The following is a 19,316-nucleotide window of genomic DNA, read 5'->3' as shown; positions in this document are numbered from 1 at the left end:
GGTTTTGGCTACCGAAATGATGCCCATCTTTTCCTCCGTTTACGTTTGGAAACAGGTCATTGATTTTGTCATCCCCAGATTTTGGTGATGAGCCATATAAAAACAACCATTCCATTATTTTGAACGGATGGCTGCCTTATATTTCTTTTTGTATTTAACATCTTGCTCTTCCTCAATCAAACGCTGTGCAATTTCTAGCAGTATTGGTTTATTAGTGGCATCAAATAACTTCTTAAAGGATACAATAATATCATAACGTATTAATGTTGGATGCTGTTCATCTATACATGTTTGAAATCTTTTAGCCAAATATGAAACAACTAGATCTCTTTGTACTTGTCCTGCTAAACCTATTTTCCAAATTGCCTGCAAAGTATGCCTCGCGGTTACTATCTTTTCATCATACGTCACTGCCCAAATCTTTAAGAAATCGTCCAATACCCTTTCTTCTGGATCACTTTTTGCTGCTAATGCGCATAACAATTGTGCAGCACTTGCACGTACATGTCCATCGTTGTATGTAAGAGCTTGAACAAGTTGCTCCCAGACAGCATATGTCCAATCAACCGGTTCCTGCATAATTTTCATTAATTCTTCGTAAGACTCACATTGAATATCACGGTCACGCTCTGTCAAATTCCCAAAAAGTTTCAAAATCTCTTCTTCCATGATCCATCCCTACCTTTATTGTTTCAGAACGTAATAATTATTATAACTTTTTATGGTACACTTAACTTAATTTGCGTAAAGAAGGTGATTTTATGAATAAATTTAATACCGGGAAACTGATTTTTAGATTAATTATGATTATTACTTTAATCGTAGCTGCATATTTTATTATCCCAGTTTCTGTTCCCATACTATTAGCATGCATAACCGCATTTTTCTTAGAACCAATTGTTATGTTCTTTAAACGGCGATGGAAAATGTCCCGTAAAATTGCAGTTGCTTTTATTTACATAATGAGTGTTATCTTAATTTCCATTATTTGTTATTTTACTATTACACAACTTATGTCTCAAATAATAATAGTTTCAAAGCAAGCTCCCTATTATATTTCAAAGCTATCAGAAATGTGGCTTAACATGCAAGAAAACATTTCTAAATACACAGAAGACTTCCCACCTGAAGTAAGTGCCTCGCTTCAAAAAACAACCATGGATTTCATAAAGAAAATTGAAGAATCTTTTTTAAACTTCTTTAATTATACCAAAGTTACTGCCTTTTTTTCAGAAATTCCCAGTCTATTTATCAGTCTTCTCGTTTATATGATTGCTCTATTTTTATTTATGCTAGATTTACCTAAATTAAAACAGATCACTTATAAATATTTAAAACCTAGCACTGCTAACAAATTGAAGATCATCTCAAATCGTTTAAAGGATGCTACTTTCGGCTATATGAAGGCGCATTTACTTGTAAGCTTTATTATCGGAGGCGTTACACTTATTGGCCTTCTACTAATTCAACCAAAGTACGCCATAACCCTGACAATCATTATCTGGTTAATTGACATTGTTCCTTTCCTCGGCTCTATTATTATTTTGGCACCTTGGGGGCTTTACCACTTATTAATAGGGAACATTGCAATTTCCGTAAAATTATTTATCTTAGCAGCTATTTTACTCATTATTCGCCGAGTAGTCGAGCCTAAATTAATGGGTGAACATATCGGTCTATCCACTTTACCCACTTTAATCGCCATGTTTATTGGACTCCAATTATTTGGTGTTATCGGGTTACTTGTAGGACCCTTTATCATTGTTTTCTTTATCGCTTTAAAAGAAACAGGTATTATTAGATTAAATTTTAAAATATAGATTTAAGCACCTTATCTTGGCGTTTAGAATAATCAAATTTTCATTTTCGCTACGAAATATTTGAATGAATGAAAATAAAAAAGGTTATCTTTGTAATTTTCTCTTACAAAGATAACCTTTTTGCTATTTAAATCGTCTATAGAATAGTAAGGCTTATTGAATACGACCGAAGCCTACTAAATATTGGTTCCACCAATCAAGTGATTCAATGACAACACCATTATTTTGGGCATCAATCATCGTGTTGTTACCTAAGTAAATACCTACATGTGCTACGCCTGAACCATAGCTAAAGAATACTAGGTCACCTACACTTGCTTCACTTGCTGAAATACGTTGTGTTGCTAAATATTGTTGTGATGCTGTACGTGGTAAAGATACACCTGCTTGATTGTAAGACCATTGTACAAGACCTGAGCAGTCAAATCCTGTCGATGGGTTGCTGCCGCCCCAAACATAACTACGACCTAGGAATTGCTTCGCAGTTGAAATTGCATCACCTGAAGACGCAGTGCCTGCACCTGACCCTATAACGATTTTTGGAGTATCTTGGGAAGTTCCATTGCTGTTTGTCGCGTGCACTACTGGTGTAGCTGCTTGAAGTGCGCGTAAACGAGCCGCTTCTTCCTCTGCTGCTTTACGCTCCGCTTCTAGACGTTCTTCTTCTTGTTTATCCGCGATTTGTGCTTTCAATGCAAGAGATTTTGCTTCGTTTTCAGCCTTTTTTACTTCCATTTCGCTTTCCTTTTGTTGAAGCTCTTGGAATTGCTTTTGAAGCTCTTTTTGTTTTTCATCTAATGTTGCTTTTTGTTGCTCTAAGCTTGCTTTATCTGCTTCTTGTTGATCTACTAATTCTTGGTCAGCATCCATTAACGTTTTTACCGCTACAACACGATCCATTAAATCTGCAAAACTTTTTGCTTCAAGTACAACACTTAAATAAATACCTACTGTGTTATCTTGTGCTTGATATGCAGCCATACGCTCACTTAAAATTGTTGAACGTTGCTCAATACGTTTTTCAGTTTCTGCAATGCTTGCATCAACTTCTTTAATATCAGCTTGTACTTGGTTAAATACTTTTACTTTTTCATCAATCTCTTGTTGTAGTTTTGTTAATTCGTCCTGTAACGCTTGAACTTCTGCATCTATTTTAGCTTTCTTCTCAATCATTTGTTGAGAAGTTTCTTCCGCGTGCACTACTGTTGGTTGAACTGTATTAAATAATAAGCCACCTGCTAGCGCCAATGCTAGCACCATCGACTTACGCCATTTATTGCGCTTACCCACGATAATTTCTTTCCCTTCATTAATCAATTTCGCCCGTGCTGTTTTATGTACTTACTTGAACGATTTCTATTTATTAATTTATTCTTATATTTATATTAGCCTTTTAAAGTTTAGCATTATTAGCATAACTTTTATACTATTTCGTGCCTTTTTAATAGTTTAGTAAAACTCGAAATATTTCTGTAATATTTGCTGAAATAATATAATATTCTACAAAATACTATTTTATTCTATAAAACAACATTATCCACTTCAATACCAATAGAACCATTCGGTAATTTGTAATGTTTTTGTAATATTCACCTTAGATTTTCATGAACTAAAAAAAGGTAAGGGAAATATCCCCCTACCTATTGCTTCATTGAACGTAATGCTTGTATAGAAAGACGAACTAAAAGAATAGCGCACAAAAATAACCCTAAGTACGCAGCTGTATTTAAATAAACTGCATACGAATCATGAATAAATTGCGATATTGCTAATAGTGCTACAGATATAATGCCAAAAGTAATACCTACGAGAAGTAACACAAAACGGGAAAACATATGTGTAATAAAACGGGCATTATGTTCATCTGAGAAAACATCATGATGTAAAATAATTTTCCCGCTCTCCACGCGTTGAATCAGCTGATCGACTCGTCTTGGCATTTTGCGCAATGTCGGAATAAGCATTGATAATTCTTCTTGCAAGCGTTCCTTTGTTGCCATCGGTTCTTTAAATGGCTTGAGGAAAGATGCTCGCATATATGTGGAAGAAAAATCTTTTGCCTCCGTAAAAATATCAAAACGCGAATCAATGACTCGTAATGTACCATCCAAAGTTACTAATGAACGTAGTGCTAAACCAACTGAAGGATAGAAAGCAAGACCGAAATCACGGACAACCGTAAATAACGCATGTATTAATTCTTCTGTTGGAATTCGATCAACATAAGAGATTTTCAACAGAATTTGATCGATTGCCTGCTCCATCCTTGCACGATCTGCATGATCAGCATTTTCAACTAATAGTGTTAAGCCATCATATAAAACACTTGAATCGTTCAGCTGAATACCCATCAAAAATAACTTCAAGCCTTCTTGTTGTGTAGCTCCCAAACGACCCACTGCCCCAAAATCAAGTAAGATTGGTGTGCCATCTGTTTCATCAATATGAATATTCCCCGGATGAGGATCCGCATGAAATATACCTGAAAAAAGCATTTGCTCAAAGAAAGAATATAAAACAGTCTGTGCAAACTTCCTACGATCTATTTTTAAACGATTAAATTCAGCTGTACCTTGCGCGACACTTTTTCCTCGTACATATTCCATGACAATAATATTTTCATGACAATATTCTGTATAAATTTTAGGAATCCTGACCTTATAATCGCTTTTTGCAAGAGCATTAGTCACCTGCAATGTATTCCGAACCTCAATATCTAAATGAATTTCCTCACGTAATCCATCTGCAAATCCACCAGCAAGCTCACGAAAGCCGAGCGATTCAGCCCATGTAGACTTGCTTGCAAGCCAATTTGCAAATTCCTCTAATATATCGAGATCATCTCGCATTATCCCCTTCACTTCAGGACGCAGTAGCTTCACCACGACTTCATCATAATTATTCAATCGTGCCTTATGTACTTGTCCAATAGATGCCGCCGCAATAGGCTCCATTTGAAAGCTTGCAAATATTTCATTCATAGGCCTTGGAAGTGAACTTTCTAAAATTTGAGTTACCTGTTCTGATGGTAAAGGCTTCACACTATGTTGTAGCTTCTGCAACTCCTCGATAAATATTGGAGAAAACAATTCTTTTCGTGTAGAAAGGACCTGTCCAAATTTAATGAATATCCCACCACATTGCTCTAAAGTAGCTCTTAAAGCAATTGCAAGCTCCTTTTCATTTTCACGTTGTCTTGCATATTTAATCGTTTGCACAACTCCGTTTGTCACTGCTATTTTTAATACCTGACGTAAGCGCTTTTGCTGTCTCCAGTAGCTACGAAGGCGCAATAATAAAGATTTTTGGCCGTTACGTTGATCTCTAGCTGTAATACCACTCGGATCAAAAAGCTCAAAGAGAAGGTAAAGCAGCATAGAAATAAGTAGCATACTACCAATCCAAATAAGTGTACTAACCTCCGTCACAGTTTGCATCATTGTTTCGGATAAAAAATCTGTATGGCGCAAATATGAATACCAGTAAACAAAGGATGTTAGCGTCACGCTAATCACAACAGAAAGAACCCTCCGAACAAAGTTAATGTTAGAACCCATTAATCGACCACTTACAAAATAAATGAGTCCTGATACAACTATGATTTGGATTAAAAACTTCAAAAAAACCAAAACGTCACCCCCGATGCTACCTTCTATTACTGCTAGTATAACAAAATTAAGCAATTTTTTTCTTTTCTAGGTCCATCCTCAAGATTTTGTCTATTCGTTGACTTTTTTCATATTTATTTCCATAAATAAAATTTTTCAGAGTAATTTTTATTGATTATATACCCACAGGGGTATATAATCTGTTTATAGCAATATTTATTTGTTATTTCCATCATGAATAACCCTTAAAAACCTTTTATTATTACTAAAATACCCTTGCATGTATATAACAAGAAAAGGATGTGTCTGTATATGAGTAAAAAATTTTTAGTTGTCGGTGGTGTCGCAGGTGGAGCCTCGACAGCTGCACGTATTCGTCGTCTTGATGAACAAGCTGAGATTATTATGTTTGAAAAAGGTCCTAACGTTTCATTCTCTAATTGCTCTTTACCGTTTCATTTAAGTGGCATCGTTGAAAACAGCGACAAATTGATCTTAATGACTCCACAAGCTTTTCAAACCAAATACAATATTGAAGCACGTGTTAACCATGAAGTTTTACATATTAATCGGCAGGAAAAAACGATTACTGTAAAGGATTTACAGTCCGGCAACGAATATGAGGAAAGCTACGATACGTTAATGTTATCCCCTGGAGCAAGTCCAATTGTTCCAAACCTGGATGGCGTTCATTCTTCACATGTTTTTACTGTTCGTAATGTCGTGGATATTGACCGTTTAAATCGTTATGTACAAAGCGATGACATACAAGATATTGCCGTTATCGGTGGCGGATTTATAGGTGTAGAAGTTGCAGAAAATTTAAGACTTGCTGGCTTTAATGTCTCACTCGTTGAATTTAGTCAGCAAATTATGATGCCATTTGATTATGATATGGCACAAATTTTACAGAAAGAAATGATGGATAAAGGAGTTAATGTCATTGTCAATGACGGCCTAGCTAAGGTTGCTACAGATTATGTAGAACTGAATTCTGGTAAAAAGGTGAAAGCACAGGCTGTCGTATTAGCCATTGGCGTTCGTCCTGAAACCTCTTTAGCGAAAGAAGCTGGTTTGACAATAGGTGAACTCGGCGGCATTCAAGTTGATGCCAATTATGTAACATCAGATCCTTCTATTTACGCTGTAGGCGATGCCATAGAAGTATTCCACCAATTAACCCATAAACAAACGCGCCTTGCACTAGCTGGCCCGGCGCAACGACAAGCACGTGCAGCAGCCAACCATATGTATAATATGCCTCAACAAAATAAAGGGGTCATTGGTTCATCGAGCGTGCAGATTTTTGATCTTACATGCGCTTCAACGGGCTTAAATGAAAAAACAGCACTTGCAAATGGCTTCCAAGCAAAAAGTGTATATCTGATTGCACCAGACAAAGTTGGTTTAATGCCAGATAGTAATCCGCTTCATTTCAAACTTGTTTACGAAATACCAACAGGAAAAATCCTAGGTGCGCAAGCGATTGGAAAAGGTAATGCCGATAAACGTATCGATGTTATGGCAACTATGATTACAATGGGTGGTACATTAGATGACTTAAAGGAACTAGAGTTATCATATTCTCCAATGTTTAGCACAGCACGTGACATCGTTAATTTAGCAGCGCTTGTCGCCCAAAACCAATTATACGGTCATTATAAGCAGGTAAAAGTGGATGAGGTTCGAGATCTCGTTGAAAATAATGCATACTTCCTAGATGTCCGTGAACGGAATGAATTTGATGCTGGTCATCTCATTAATGCCCATAATATTCCGTTAAGCGAGCTTCGTGAACGTTTGGACGAAATTCCACAAGATAGACCAGTTTATGTACATTGTCGATCAGGTCAAAGAAGCTATAATGCTATAATGGTTCTACAAAATAACGGTTTCTCTAACGTCTTTAACGTTGCCGGCTCCTTCCTAGGTATTTGCTTATATGAATATTTCACAGATATGACTACTGATAGAGAAAAAATAATCACAGCATATAATTTTAAATAACACGAAAGGGATGCCGTCTGCAGCATCCCTTTTCATTTAATTAGTAGAAAGCACTTTTTCCCAATCTATTGTGCCATTTTTTACTTGTTCGCGTTTTTCTTTATTCATAATATCATTCGGACGTCCACCTTTTGGCCAGTCTTTATCATGATTTGCCCACTCAGGTCGATCCTGCGATAAAATAAAAGCAGCTAAATCAGCAGCGTCTTGATCAGTCAAAGTACCAGCTGCACCAACTGGCATATTATTTTTAATGTAACCAGCCATTTTTGACATACGCGCTACACCTGCTCCATCATTGAATGAATTTTCACCCCATAATGCCGGTCCTGTATTAGCACCAATACCAGAGCCGTCTGCTCCGTGACAGGCGATGCACGACTGACCATACAATGTCTCACCATTTGTAACGTCTGGTATAGGAACATTTTTCATATCACTTGTACCTGCCCATTCTCGCTTGGCACCAATCGGTACCCCCTCAGAAATATAGGCGAAATACGCTACCATAGACTCTAATTCTTTACTATTCGCGTCGAATTTTTTACCGTTCATACTGCGAACCATACAACCATTAATTCGCTCTTCAATTGTTACAATATCACCTGAACGTCCAATATATTGCGGATAATTTGCCATAACACCAACTAATGATGACACTTGCTCATCATAGCCTGCACTTGCATGACAGCTTGTGCAAGACAATTGATTTCCAACATATTCTTCCGCAGCAACAGATGTATTATTTACAAGCTCATAGCCGTATAATATCGCTTCCTTCATAGGTCCATCTGGTACTTCTTCAATACTCGGCGGCGCATAGACAACTGACTGAGCAGCTGCTGTTGTTGGTATTTTTGTTTGTACTGCTGCTTCTTGAGTTTCGCCATTGGCTTCACCTAAAATCTTGTCGCTAATGACCGCTCCCACAAAAAGCGTACCTGCTAATAGTACTGTCCCTGCTACTCCTGCTACTATAGGTTTCATCTACAATACCCCCCTTTGTATAATTACCCATATTTTAGCAAAATAATATATTTTTCGATGTGATTTTTCTCACACCCACCATAAATAGAACCATTCAGATGATAAAAATGGATAAATTATGCAATATTTTTTTGTTCTATAACACAATAAACAAGACTTATTACCTCTTGCAGTATGTATACTTTCCTGCTAAAAGCCGAGCACAATATGTACTCGGCTTTTAGCATTCTCCTATAATTTACATTCCCCATCAACGCATGCAGCTTCACCATTTCCCACCATCTTTAATACTGGTTGAATGCCTGCTATCTTCGCCGCTTGATGCAAAGTTCGGACGAAGACCTCATTTGGCTCCGCACCTTTAATACCATAACGATTTTCAAAAACAAAGAACGGAACACTTTGTACACCTAACTGTTGAGCATCATATCGATCTTTGTCTAAAGCTTCATTAAAATCATTTGATACAATAACACCCTTTGCTATTTCCACATTTAAGCCCAAATCTTCAATCACTTTTAATAAAAAGTCATCATCGTTTATGTCTTTACCCTCTGTAAAATAGCTACTCATAAGTGCTTCCGTATAGGCCATTTCTTTACCAAATTGCTTTGTCCATTTGGCCAATCTATGCGCTTTTTCAGTATGGGCCGTTTTCATTTCTTCAAAGTTGTAATGTAGCCCAACCTCTGTAGCTCGCATAGCTATACCCTTTGTCATTTCCTTTACTTCTTCTATTGTTGCGTCAAATTTCTCAGCCATACTCTCATATAAAGTTGGTGCATTCTCTATAGGTGTATCTGGACCAATTTGATATGCTTTATATTCAATTTCTACCTGCCCTGAATAACCTGCCAAATCAATGGCATGTTCCAATTCTCGTTTGCCAATATAGCAGAATGGACATGTAAAATCTGAAAAAATTTCGATTTTCATTTTCTACAGCCTCCTACAATATATCCATCCAAATTTTAACTGCTGTTGCTAAAATGAGTACTGCTAAAATAGCTTGTAATAATTTTGTATTTAATTTTTGGCCTGCTTTTGCACCAAGAGGAGCTGCTATTAAGCTAGCCACAATCATAATTAAAGCAGGATAATAATCAACTTGTCCCGTCATCAATTTTCCAATTGTTCCACCGATTGAGGATATAAAAGTAATTGCCAGACTCGAAGCAATTGTCATGCGCGTTGGTATTTTCAATACTACAAGCATGATAGGCACCAATATGAAGCCGCCTGCTGCCCCAACAATTCCTGATCCAATACCTACAATGAACGCTAATATGGCTGCTATCGCTTTATTGAACGTTACCTCATCCATCGGCTTGTCGTCAATTTGCTTCTTAGGAATAAACATCATCACTGCAGCAATCAAAGCCAGTACACCATAAACAATGTTTACGCCAGACTCTGATAAAAATTTAGAGCCATAACTACCAACGAAGCTCCCTATTAATATGGCACCACCCATATAAGTAATCAATGATTTATTTAAATAACCACCTTTACGATATGCCCAGACACCAGCAATTGAGGCAAAAAACACTTGTACAGCACTAATGCCTGATACCTCGTGTGCTGAAAATGCTGCAAAGCCAAGTAAAGGCGGGATATATAATAACATTGGATATTTGATGATTGAACCGCCAATTCCTAGCATCCCTGATATATACGATCCTACAAAACCAATCAAAAATATCGTAATAATCCATGCTAAATCCATCATTTTTTCCTTCTTTCAATTACGCTTTAACGGGATTGTCATTCCCTCCAAAAAGCTTGCCTACTTATCAAATAAGATGAAAGGAGGGTTGTTCTTAAAAAGAAGAGACAACCCTCACTAGCCTTAAGCTTTCTGAATAAAGAATGTAATAACACCAGCGTCTTCAAATTTGTCTAAAACTGTATGACCACCAGCTTTTGCCCAAGCAGGGATATCCGTTAGAGCCCCTTTATCTGTTACTTGAACCTCTAATATTTCAGTTGAAGCTAATGTATCCATAGCTTTTTTCGTTTTCACTATAGGCATTGGACAAGATAAGCCTTTTGCATCTAATTGTAAATTTGATTTCATATTTTTCTCCTTTGGAACGGCAAAGGTTGTAAGCGATTTTGCCGGTTCAGATTGTTTGTTCCCGACTTTACGAAGGATGAGCGCCTTCGCTTCTCGGTATTTGCATGCAATAAGCATGCATGCATATTCATTACACTTTAGCATCGCTAAATCAATTATGCCTCGGCATAATTGTTGCTGTCGCTTCGCTTTCGCACAGATAAACAATGCGTCCAGAATCGGCTTTGTGCTTAGGCCTGCACGAGGGACGACATGATGTCGGTCATTTCGGTAAAGCCACAGGACGTGATGTTCTTTGACTGAGTTCCTCTATTTCAGCGGATGTTTGACACCCGCTGAAAAGTAGCTTATATCCGCATTCATCTGACCACCTATAGAGGCGGGAGACCTTGCTGTAAGAAGTTAAACTCATCTTACAGCACAACGGTTTGGACCGATTTCCATCTCTGTTTGTTCATCCTGGTCTGGGGTAATCTTACCCATATTCACCTGGCGAATTTCTTGATATGCATTTGGCTGTGGAGGCAAATTATCTGTTACAACACTACGGAATTTTTCTTCATCCTCAATATTTAAGCCGTGATTCTCTGCAAATAATTGTCCAAGAGGTTTTGCAACAGTTCCATCTTCATTTAATTCATCAATAATCATAAAGTGGGCTGGCAAAACAATTAGTTCATTCGATAATTCTCTGTATCGTTTATACAGTGTTTCGCGTAGATCATCCACCCAATCTTCTGCGAGACCCGCTAAATCCGGGCGTCCAATTGAATCAATAAATAAAATGTCGCCTGTTAAAAGATATTTGCTGTCCACAACAAATGACGTTGAACCAATTGTGTGACCTGGTGAGTAAAGTGCACCTACATCAATTTTCGATGCGCCAATTTGTACTGAAGTTCCATCTACTAATGGTGTATAGTTAAACACAACCTCTTCTGCATCTTTTGGTGGTAGATAATACGTTGCACCAGTTGCAGCTGCAATATGGCGTCCACCTGAAATATGGTCAGCGTGTAAATGTGTATCAAATACATGTTTGATCTTCACATTTTTCTCTTCAGCAAAGTTTGTAAATACTTCTGTAAAACGAACTGCATCAATAATTGCTGCTTCGCCCTCGGAGATAACCATATAAGAAAGACAACCTTTACCTAAACGAACAAATTGATAAAGCTCGCCGCCACCTGTTAAATCGCCAACTTTAATCGGCTCTAGATATTCACTCCACGTCTTCATTCCACCCTCTAAATAAGCCACTTTACGTCCTTCATCTGATAGCATCTCAGCTACCATCATCGATGACCCTTCTTTTGCACAAACGACTAATACATCTTTATCAGTTGGAATCTTTGGTAAAATATCTTCGACACCGTCTAATAGCTCAAAATACGGAATATTAAGGTATTCAAATTTATGTCCATCAATTTTCCAATCTTCAAATGCATCCGCATTACGAACATCTAAAATAAATAATTCTTCATTATTGATTACTTTCTTCGCTACTTGTGCTGCGCTCCATTTTACAATCGACACTTCTTTTACCCCCCACGGTATTATTTCTTTGATTTTTTTAGCGGAAAGGACATTCCTCTCCGCCTGTATAACCTTGATAATTACAGCTTCAAGATTGAATATTACTATTAATTAGAACGTTAATGAAGGTGCTGCATCTTTCGCAAATTCTAAGAATGTCACAGCTCCCCCAACTTCAATACCATCAACAAAATCATCAGTAGTTAAACCCATTACATCCATTGTCATTTGACAAGCGATAAACTTCACACCTAATTCCTGTGCCATTTCCACTAATTGCGGAATTGTTGGTACATTGGCTTTCGCAAAACCTTCTGCAAAATGCTCCGCTCCAGCAGGCATTGGCAATGCATGCATACCTTGCTTATGAATTAAGTTTAATCCTTCAAATGTGAAGAAGATAGCTACTTCTTTCTCCGATGCTGCCCCCGCAGTTGCAATGTTGAACACCTTATATGCATCAAAAAGACCACCGTTACTTGCAATAATCGCTACTTTATTTGACATAATAAATTCCCCCTAAATGTTTTTTGTTAAATCGCCCGTCCAGGAAGTCATCCCTGGCAGAACGTTAAATACCTTTTTAAAGCCATGTGCCGCAAGCTTTTGTGCGGCAAAATCACTGCGCTTTCCAGTACGGCAAACGACATAGATTTCCTGCTCTTTATCGAGCTCAGAAAGGCGTGCCTCTAACTCACCCATCGGTATGGACTTTGCTCCCTCGATATGACCAAAAGCAAACTCCGCTTCCTCACGAACATCAAGAATTAGCCCTTCCCTATCTGTAATCTGTTCTAACTCAATTGTTTGTTCAAACGCTTTGTCATCCATCATTTCATTTGAACATTTACGAATGTAGTGCTTAAGCACATTGTCTTCTTCCATCGTCCCAATGTATTGGTGTCCGACAGTTTCAGCCCACGCGGCAATATCCGCCTTTGAACCCTTATCTGTTGCTGATACTTCTAGAATTTGACCATCTACTAATTCAGCCATTGCTTTTTTCGTTTTAACAATTGGCATAGGACAAGAAAGCCCTTTAGCATCTAGCTGAAAATCCACTTTAATACTCATAACTTCCTCCTCATACCTACAAGGGTATTATTTCGGTCAAAAAAATATAGTAAGTGATACAGGTCCCTGCATTTTCTTACTGTACTTCGCCTTCCCAAGCTAGCATGCCACCAACCATATTAGATACATCAAAACCATTGCTTTCTAATATTTGAGTAGCACGCCCACTGCGACCACCTGAACGACAAATCATAACATACGATTTATTTTTATCTAGCTCATGCATACGAAATTCTAATAACCCTAGTGGAATATGAATGATACCTGGGATATGTCCAGCCTCCACTTCGTCTACTTCACGAACATCGATTAAATTCAATGCCTGACCTTGCTCTAAAACCTGTTGTACCTCTTTTGCTGAAATTTCCTTCACGTTGTTCTCCCCCTAGTAAGCGCTCATGCCACCACGAACATTAGTAACACGCTCGAATCCTTGTTTTTTTAATTGCTTACATGCTTGACTACTACGCATCCCACTTTGACAAATGACCACTATCTCTTTATCTTTCGGTAATTTATCGAAACTTGAACCAAGTGGAATATTTTTGAATTGTGGAATGTTACGACCTTTATATTCAGCTGGTGTTCGAACATCAACGAATACTTTGTCTTTATCATTCAATATGTTTTTTAATTGTGTTGCCGAGATAGTCCCCACTCCTTTTGTAGGTTTCATGCGCCAAATTAAAAACGCAACTACAACAGCAATAATAATCCACATTTCCAAAATAATTCGTCCTCCTATCCATACTGTTAAGGGTATATATTAATTATCTACTTTTCACGACTAAATCCATGGCATCTTGGATAGCCGAATTCATTTTTTCTGAATCGCCATTAGCCGTTGAGACACAATTCAGTAGGTTTTCACTGACGATAACACCTATTGTTCTATCTACAGCAGAACGCACCGCAGATAGCTGTGTAATAACGTCCTTACAGTCTTTTTCGTCTTCCATCATTCGTAATATCCCACGTAATTGACCTTCAATTCGCTTTACCCGATTAATCGCCTTCGCATCATATGCCATACTGTGCACGCCTCCTTTCGAAATAAGTGATTCATCTTGCTTACGAGTCTTATAATATACCCCATTAGGTATAATGTCAACACGAAAGTTCTAATTTTTTCTTAAACATCGTTGCAATGTTATTTTCCACTTGTATCAATGTTTTATCCCGCCAATTCAAGTTGTAATTCTCATTTTCTTTTCTATCTTTATTAAAAAAGCGAGAAATTCGATGTTAGAATCATCAAATTTCTCGCTTAATTAAATTTTATAACACATTGCTATGAAATCTTATTTCTTTTTAATAGTAATTGTCCAAGCAGCTTCGCCAACTTGTTCATATTCTGTTACCTCGTGCCCTTCTTCAGCAGCCCAACGAGGAATGGATTCTGTACCTTGTGTACAATCAAATTGCACTTCTAATTCATCACCTGAATTTAAGTCTCTTATAGCTTCTTTTGCTTCTACTAAAGGAAATGGACAAACCATCCCCATTACTTCTAATGTTCTTTTCATTGAAAACACTCCTTTTTTACGCTGGTATTACTTGCGTAGCTTGCTTAGCTTTTTTACTTGGCCGAACAAATACAAAGTAAGATGCTGTCCATGTACCTAAAATCATAAACCCTAAAGAAATCCAACCTTGCCAAGTCATCATTGCTGTCATCACCAATCCATTACCAATTGAGCAGCCTCCTGCTAAACCTGCGCCGAACCCCATCATCAGTCCACCACATAAGCTGTTAATCGCCGTTTTTGTATCTGGGATGCGGAATCTAAATTCTCCACTCATTTTTGCAGCGAATAATGATCCTAAGAAAATTCCTAGCACTAGGAAAACACCCCAGTTAATGAAGCTAATTTCTCCTGTCACCAAAAATTGCAAAATATTAGCAGAAGGTGTTGTAACTCCTAACCCACCTATACGACCAGTAGCAACACTTAATGGCCATGCTAAAGTTGCAATCACACCAATAATCGTTGCAGTTATGAATGGATGCCAACGTTTTTCAAATAAAATATGTGCTAATCCCGTTTTTTTCGGCTTTAACCCCGGGATCTTCACTCGTGGCTTCTTTAGTTCACGGTAAATGATAAATGCAACAACTACTACAAAAATCGTAATAATCAACCAGTTGTTTACGCCAATTGCCTCTGCAATAGAATTAGTTTCAATGCTCGTTTCTTTAATAGCCTTATCCAATGGCAATAATACGCCTGATTTCATCATTGCTGCTACGAGCATATAACCAGCTAATGCAATCCAACTGCCAATTAAACCTTCTCCCGCCCGATACCAAGTACCTGTTGCACAACCACCAGCTAAAATAATGCCAATTCCAAAAATAAATGAGCCAACAATAACAGCTATGATTGGTAAAGAACCAGCACTGAATTCAAATACCTTTAAACTAATTAAGGTATATACACCAACACTTTGAATTGCTATTGCAATAAGTAATGCGTAAAACATACGATTATCTTTTGTCAAATACATATCGCGGAACCCGCCAGTTAAGCAAAAACGACCACGTTGCATAACAAATCCAAGTAAAGCTCCACAAATAAGTCCTGTAATAATCATTTGGGCCATAAATTATTCCCCTCCCTATATCTTAGTATTCTTATAAGATATAATACCACTACATTTACTATGGATTCAATTGTTTTTTATAACTTTTTCATCTGTATACACAAAAAACCCCTGCTACAAGTGCAGAGAACTGCTTCTTATAACAAGGGTTCATATTTATTTATTTTGCTAGTTGCATAGCTGGACCAAAGAATTCATAATGAATTTTTTCGTCTTTCACGCCAATCTCATGTAAATTTTCAATGACTGATTCCATAAAGCCAACAGGTCCACATACGTAAACGTCTGCATTATTGGCAACTTTTTCAGCTAATAATTCTTTTGAGATTTTTTTCTCTTCATCTGAATATAACGCTGTGTACGTTGCATTTGGAAGTACATTCACTTTCTCTTGAATGTCATCGCTAAATGCTACTACTTTTTCATTGTGCGCACATTGGATAAAGTTCACTTCATTTGCCGCATCATCTTTTAATGATTGTAGCATACTGTTTAATGGTGTAACGCCTATACCACCACTTACGAATGTAATAGGAGCATGAGTTTCCTCTAAAACAAATAGCCCTGCTGGAGCACTTACATCCACTAAATCTCCAACCTGTAATACGTCGTGGATAAAGTTTGATACTTTTCCATTCGGCGTATGGTCGCTTTCACGTTTCACAGAAATGCGGTAGCCATCTTCAGCACTTGCTTGCGAAAGTGTATATTGACGGTTCATTAAATACTCTTCGCCTGGTACTTTCACACGGATACTGATGTATTGGCCTGGCTCATATGCTGGTAGAGGGGAACCATCTTCATTTTCAAAGTAGATAGATGTAACAAGTTCACTTTCTACTACTTTTTTCGCTACTTTTAATGGTTTAAATAATCGCCATCCACCATTATTTACTGTTTTTTGATATAACTCTTCTTCAACCTGAATAAAGATGTCTGCAATTACACCATATGCTTCAGCCCAAGCATTAATAATATCATCTGTCGCTGCATCACCAAGTACTTCTTTAATCGCTTTTAATAAGTTTTCTCCAACAATTGGATAATGCTCAGGTAAAATACCTAGACTACGGTGTTTATGAGCAATTAACATCACCGCTGGTATAATAGCTTCTAAATTTTCAATATGAACCGCTGCAGCATAAACTGTGTTTGCTAACGCTGTTTGCTGGCGACCTTTTTCTTGGTTTGTGTGGTTAAAAATATTCAATAATTCCGGATGAGCTTCAAACATATTTTTGTAAAACGTCTTCGTAATTTCTACACCATGAACTTCTAACACAGGGACTGTTGCTTTAATAATTTGTACTGTTTCTTGTTTTAACATATCGCATACCATCCTTTCGTGATTACAATATAACGCTTTCATTTCTTTAAAGCAATATATAAAATACATCTTTAACAAAATGGACATAATTAATGTATTTTAAATACATCTTATAAAAAGTATTGAATTTACTATACTTCAAAGTAAAAATGTTATAATTATTATGGAACTTCAGAAAGTAGGGTGTTCTTATGCGACTAACTTTATACACAGATTACTCTCTTCGAACGCTCATATATCTGGGTGCGAAGGAAGACGGTCAACTAACTACCATTCAAGAAATTTCGGATGCGTATAATATATCAAAAAATCATTTAATGAAGGTGACACATCAGCTTGGACTACTGGGTTACATTGAGACCATTCGTGGACGAGGTGGCGGTATACGTCTAGCAATTGATCCAAAAACCATAACAATTGGTGAAATAGTGCGTCATACAGAAGAGGATTTTCATCTTGTGGAATGCTTTGATAAAGAAAACAATCTATGTAAAATTGCACCAGAATGTCAGCTAAAAGGCGTGTTAAACGAAGCTTTACAAGCCTATTTTGCCATCTTAGATAGCTATTCACTTGATGATTTTTTACATTCGAAAGAAAAGTTGATGGCACTGTTGCTTGGCGAATAGAAATACCCGCACAACATAGGTTGGACGGGTATTTTTTATGTCTATAAGGTTTTGGAAAAGAAAATCATATCTAATGCACGTATACCATTTTCATAGATGGGCTCTGGATAGTGACTAAAAAAATCTTTTTCAATTGCTTCCATACGAAAGCCTGCTTTTTGATAGAATGCAATGTTATCAATACTAGAATTTGCTGTTCCAACTATCATTACTTTATAACCTTGTGATTGACAAATCGTTGTTAATTGTCGCAGCGTTTCTTTCCCAAGCCCATTGCCTTGATACTTTGGTACAATAGCAATATTTTTTATCTCTACTGTCATATCAGATTGTTCAACAAGTAACGCTACTCCCGCTAATTGCTCACCACATTTAATTTCATATAATTCACCGTCATGTAAATATTTTCGAACGACTTCTTCACTTTCATCAGCTAATAATAGTTGGGGTAAATATTCTTCCCGCACGCCTTCAACTTTCTTTACGGCTGTACGATATCGTACAAAATCTTCACGTTCAAAAACATTGAAAACACATGGCTGCTTTTCTTTAACCTCTAACCATGCATGCTCCTGTGGAAACTCATTTTCTACTCCTAAACGTATGAAAGGCAACTTCTCCTGCGCCTTTCGTGAGCGAGTATTAACCTTTCTAGCTCCTGCAAAAACACGCTCTAGCCCTAATTCAAAAAAGGCAATATCTAAAATTGCAATTTTCGCTTCAAGATTATAGCCCTTTCCCCAAAACTCGTATCCTAACCACGAACCAATATGACAACTTTTTTTATCTTGGTCTATAAACATTAACGCAGTTACACCTATAAGTTGCCCTTCCTCATCCAAGACAACACGAGGAACTGTTTTTCCAGCCTCTTCGTCTACACATTCGCGCTTAATAAAGTTGATTGTATCTTCCACTTTACCAGCAGGTAACCCTAGTGCATCTCGAACCTGTGGCATAGAAGACAACGCATGCATTGCTTCGGCATATTTTATGTCGTGCCTCACTAAAGTTACTGCCATGCTCTATACTCCTTTTAAATGATTACTCTTTGTTGTTATAGCAAATATGCATGGATTTTTCGATTTTCCTCCATCGACATATGAGCTTGTTCTATTCAATTTTATTCATATATACTTCATTTCAAACTCAATTATACGTAAGTTGCCAAGATACACCGAAACGATCCTCAATCCAGGCAAATTGTTTAGAAAATCCATAATTATCAAGTGGCATTAACGCCTGTCCACCTTCTAAGATCTGAGTAACAAGTTCACCAATTTCTTCCACTGATTCACACTCCACATAGATAGATGTTGCAGGTGTAAAAGTAAAGTTATGCTGTATTACACTATCATTGATCATTATTTTCAGACCTTTTAAATTGAGGATTGCCATTGCAACCTGTTGTGAGTCTTCCATATAAGTTAAGCTTTCAACCCTTAGCTCTGAAAACCATTGCTGGTATTGTTGGATAGCTTCATTGGCTTGCCCCTGAAACATTAAAAATGTAGTGGCACTTTTCATTTAGTTAACTCTCCCTCATATTTTGAAATCCATTGGGCTGGTGTCATTTTCGATACAAGCCCCTCAAAATCAATTATGCCTCTGCATAATTGCGCCCGGATTCGGCTTTGTGCTTGCGAT

21 protein-coding genes are annotated in these 19,316 nt (G+C 37.3%); 3 read left to right on the top strand and 18 right to left on the bottom strand.

Translation table 11 applies throughout. The features are described 5' to 3' along the window. Positions 1-114 precede the first annotated feature (114 nt). On the bottom strand, positions 115-669 hold the full coding sequence (locus tag ACIQXF_RS15385) for a hypothetical protein (RefSeq protein ID WP_402784206.1): 555 nt from the start codon (positions 667-669) through the stop codon (positions 115-117). 92 nt (positions 670-761) lie between these two features. Between ACIQXF_RS15385 and ytvI the strand changes: the two genes are divergently transcribed. Next, the gene (gene ytvI, locus ACIQXF_RS15380) at positions 762-1,820 is read left to right on the top strand and encodes a sporulation integral membrane protein YtvI (RefSeq protein WP_402784204.1); all 1,059 of its coding nucleotides are present in this window, start codon (positions 762-764) and stop codon (positions 1,818-1,820) included. A gap of 153 nt (positions 1,821-1,973) precedes the next feature. On the opposite strand, the gene ACIQXF_RS15375 is transcribed toward ytvI, so the two are convergent. After that, on the bottom strand, positions 1,974-3,110 hold the full coding sequence (locus tag ACIQXF_RS15375; RefSeq protein WP_402784202.1) for a C40 family peptidase: 1,137 nt from the start codon (positions 3,108-3,110) through the stop codon (positions 1,974-1,976). A 350-nt stretch (positions 3,111-3,460) separates the two neighbouring features. Beyond that, positions 3,461-5,449, bottom strand: coding sequence for an ABC1 kinase family protein (locus ACIQXF_RS15370; RefSeq protein WP_402784200.1), 1,989 nt, complete (start codon positions 5,447-5,449; stop codon positions 3,461-3,463). A 291-nt stretch (positions 5,450-5,740) separates the two neighbouring features. On the opposite strand from ACIQXF_RS15370, the gene ACIQXF_RS15365 reads away from it, so the two are divergent. Next, positions 5,741-7,435, top strand: coding sequence for an FAD-dependent oxidoreductase (locus ACIQXF_RS15365; protein WP_402784198.1), 1,695 nt, complete (start codon positions 5,741-5,743; stop codon positions 7,433-7,435). Positions 7,436-7,471: 36 nt separating this feature from the next. On the opposite strand, the gene ACIQXF_RS15360 is transcribed toward ACIQXF_RS15365, so the two are convergent. The 13 genes from ACIQXF_RS15360 to hmpA all read right to left on the bottom strand — a co-directional run bounded on the left by ACIQXF_RS15360 (position 7,472) and on the right by hmpA (position 17,040). Further along, the gene (locus tag ACIQXF_RS15360; RefSeq protein ID WP_402784196.1) at positions 7,472-8,422 is read right to left on the bottom strand and encodes a c-type cytochrome; all 951 of its coding nucleotides are present in this window, start codon (positions 8,420-8,422) and stop codon (positions 7,472-7,474) included. Between the two features lie 231 nt (positions 8,423-8,653). Then, on the bottom strand, positions 8,654-9,358 hold the full coding sequence (locus ACIQXF_RS15355; protein ID WP_402784194.1) for a DsbA family oxidoreductase: 705 nt from the start codon (positions 9,356-9,358) through the stop codon (positions 8,654-8,656). Positions 9,359-9,371: 13 nt separating this feature from the next. Further along, a complete protein-coding gene (locus tag ACIQXF_RS15350; protein ID WP_402784212.1) occupies positions 9,372-10,148 on the bottom strand; it encodes a sulfite exporter TauE/SafE family protein in 777 nt (258 codons plus the stop codon). A gap of 123 nt (positions 10,149-10,271) precedes the next feature. Then, positions 10,272-10,499 (bottom strand): sulfurtransferase TusA family protein, encoded by a 228-nt coding sequence (locus ACIQXF_RS15345; RefSeq protein ID WP_402784210.1) that lies wholly within the window; start codon positions 10,497-10,499, stop codon positions 10,272-10,274. A gap of 408 nt (positions 10,500-10,907) precedes the next feature. Further along, positions 10,908-12,035 (bottom strand): MBL fold metallo-hydrolase, encoded by a 1,128-nt coding sequence (locus ACIQXF_RS15340; RefSeq protein WP_402784192.1) that lies wholly within the window; start codon positions 12,033-12,035, stop codon positions 10,908-10,910. A 111-nt stretch (positions 12,036-12,146) separates the two neighbouring features. After that, the gene (locus tag ACIQXF_RS15335) at positions 12,147-12,542 is read right to left on the bottom strand and encodes a DsrE/DsrF/DrsH-like family protein (protein WP_402784190.1); all 396 of its coding nucleotides are present in this window, start codon (positions 12,540-12,542) and stop codon (positions 12,147-12,149) included. Between the two features lie 12 nt (positions 12,543-12,554). Further along, on the bottom strand, positions 12,555-13,109 hold the full coding sequence (locus ACIQXF_RS15330; protein ID WP_402784188.1) for a sulfurtransferase TusA family protein: 555 nt from the start codon (positions 13,107-13,109) through the stop codon (positions 12,555-12,557). Positions 13,110-13,185: 76 nt separating this feature from the next. Next, a complete protein-coding gene (locus ACIQXF_RS15325; RefSeq protein WP_402784186.1) occupies positions 13,186-13,482 on the bottom strand; it encodes a rhodanese-like domain-containing protein in 297 nt (98 codons plus the stop codon). A gap of 12 nt (positions 13,483-13,494) precedes the next feature. Next, entirely contained in the window at positions 13,495-13,836 is a 342-nt protein-coding gene (locus ACIQXF_RS15320) for a rhodanese-like domain-containing protein (RefSeq protein ID WP_402784184.1), read from the bottom strand. Between the two features lie 43 nt (positions 13,837-13,879). Then, positions 13,880-14,140, bottom strand: a complete 261-nt coding sequence (locus ACIQXF_RS15315; protein ID WP_402784183.1) for a metal-sensitive transcriptional regulator — start codon at positions 14,138-14,140, stop codon at positions 13,880-13,882. A gap of 270 nt (positions 14,141-14,410) precedes the next feature. After that, positions 14,411-14,635: a sulfurtransferase TusA family protein gene (locus ACIQXF_RS15310; RefSeq protein WP_402784182.1), complete on the bottom strand. Its 225-nt coding sequence runs from the start codon at positions 14,633-14,635 to the stop codon at positions 14,411-14,413. 16 nt (positions 14,636-14,651) lie between these two features. Then, positions 14,652-15,713, bottom strand: coding sequence for a YeeE/YedE thiosulfate transporter family protein (locus ACIQXF_RS15305; RefSeq protein ID WP_402784180.1), 1,062 nt, complete (start codon positions 15,711-15,713; stop codon positions 14,652-14,654). 160 nt (positions 15,714-15,873) lie between these two features. Further along, positions 15,874-17,040 carry an NO-inducible flavohemoprotein gene (gene hmpA / locus ACIQXF_RS15300; protein WP_402784178.1) on the bottom strand — a complete coding sequence of 389 codons (1,167 nt, stop codon included), beginning with the start codon at positions 17,038-17,040 and terminating at the stop codon, positions 15,874-15,876. 191 nt (positions 17,041-17,231) lie between these two features. Between hmpA and ACIQXF_RS15295 the strand changes: the two genes are divergently transcribed. Continuing rightward, complete coding sequence (locus ACIQXF_RS15295) at positions 17,232-17,669, top strand: Rrf2 family transcriptional regulator (RefSeq protein ID WP_402784176.1); 438 nt, start codon at positions 17,232-17,234, stop codon at positions 17,667-17,669. A gap of 41 nt (positions 17,670-17,710) precedes the next feature. Here ACIQXF_RS15295 and ACIQXF_RS15290 read toward each other — a convergent pair whose 3' ends face one another. Further along, positions 17,711-18,691, bottom strand: coding sequence for a GNAT family N-acetyltransferase (locus ACIQXF_RS15290; protein ID WP_402784174.1), 981 nt, complete (start codon positions 18,689-18,691; stop codon positions 17,711-17,713). Positions 18,692-18,818: 127 nt separating this feature from the next. Then, positions 18,819-19,196, bottom strand: coding sequence for a VOC family protein (locus ACIQXF_RS15285; protein ID WP_402784173.1), 378 nt, complete (start codon positions 19,194-19,196; stop codon positions 18,819-18,821). Between the last annotated feature and the right edge of the window lie 120 nt (positions 19,197-19,316).

Source organism: Lysinibacillus sp. NPDC097231, assembly GCF_044761885.1.
Taxonomy (GTDB): Bacteria; Bacillota; Bacilli; order Bacillales_A; family Planococcaceae; genus Lysinibacillus.
This window is presented reverse-complemented; position numbering and strand designations above follow the sequence as displayed.

Excerpts from the sequence above, each read along its gene's own strand:
- ACIQXF_RS15385 (WP_402784206.1), bottom strand. The coding sequence starts at position 669 with ATGGAAGAAGAGATTTTGAAACTTTTTGGGAATTTGACAGAGCGTGAC.
- ytvI (WP_402784204.1), top strand. The coding sequence starts at position 762 with ATGAATAAATTTAATACCGGGAAACTGATTTTTAGATTAATTATGATT.
- ACIQXF_RS15365 (WP_402784198.1), top strand. The coding sequence starts at position 5,741 with ATGAGTAAAAAATTTTTAGTTGTCGGTGGTGTCGCAGGTGGAGCCTCG.
- ACIQXF_RS15360 (WP_402784196.1), bottom strand. The coding sequence starts at position 8,422 with ATGAAACCTATAGTAGCAGGAGTAGCAGGGACAGTACTATTAGCAGGT.
- ACIQXF_RS15355 (WP_402784194.1), bottom strand. The coding sequence starts at position 9,358 with ATGAAAATCGAAATTTTTTCAGATTTTACATGTCCATTCTGCTATATT.
- ACIQXF_RS15350 (WP_402784212.1), bottom strand. The coding sequence starts at position 10,148 with ATGGATTTAGCATGGATTATTACGATATTTTTGATTGGTTTTGTAGGA.
- ACIQXF_RS15345 (WP_402784210.1), bottom strand. The coding sequence starts at position 10,499 with ATGAAATCAAATTTACAATTAGATGCAAAAGGCTTATCTTGTCCAATG.
- ACIQXF_RS15335 (WP_402784190.1), bottom strand. The coding sequence starts at position 12,542 with ATGTCAAATAAAGTAGCGATTATTGCAAGTAACGGTGGTCTTTTTGAT.
- ACIQXF_RS15330 (WP_402784188.1), bottom strand. The coding sequence starts at position 13,109 with ATGAGTATTAAAGTGGATTTTCAGCTAGATGCTAAAGGGCTTTCTTGT.
- ACIQXF_RS15315 (WP_402784183.1), bottom strand. The coding sequence starts at position 14,140 with ATGGCATATGATGCGAAGGCGATTAATCGGGTAAAGCGAATTGAAGGT.
- ACIQXF_RS15310 (WP_402784182.1), bottom strand. The coding sequence starts at position 14,635 with ATGAAAAGAACATTAGAAGTAATGGGGATGGTTTGTCCATTTCCTTTA.
- ACIQXF_RS15305 (WP_402784180.1), bottom strand. The coding sequence starts at position 15,713 with ATGGCCCAAATGATTATTACAGGACTTATTTGTGGAGCTTTACTTGGA.
- hmpA (WP_402784178.1), bottom strand. The coding sequence starts at position 17,040 with ATGTTAAAACAAGAAACAGTACAAATTATTAAAGCAACAGTCCCTGTG.
- ACIQXF_RS15295 (WP_402784176.1), top strand. The coding sequence starts at position 17,232 with ATGCGACTAACTTTATACACAGATTACTCTCTTCGAACGCTCATATAT.
- ACIQXF_RS15290 (WP_402784174.1), bottom strand. The coding sequence starts at position 18,691 with ATGGCAGTAACTTTAGTGAGGCACGACATAAAATATGCCGAAGCAATG.
- ACIQXF_RS15285 (WP_402784173.1), bottom strand. The coding sequence starts at position 19,196 with ATGAAAAGTGCCACTACATTTTTAATGTTTCAGGGGCAAGCCAATGAA.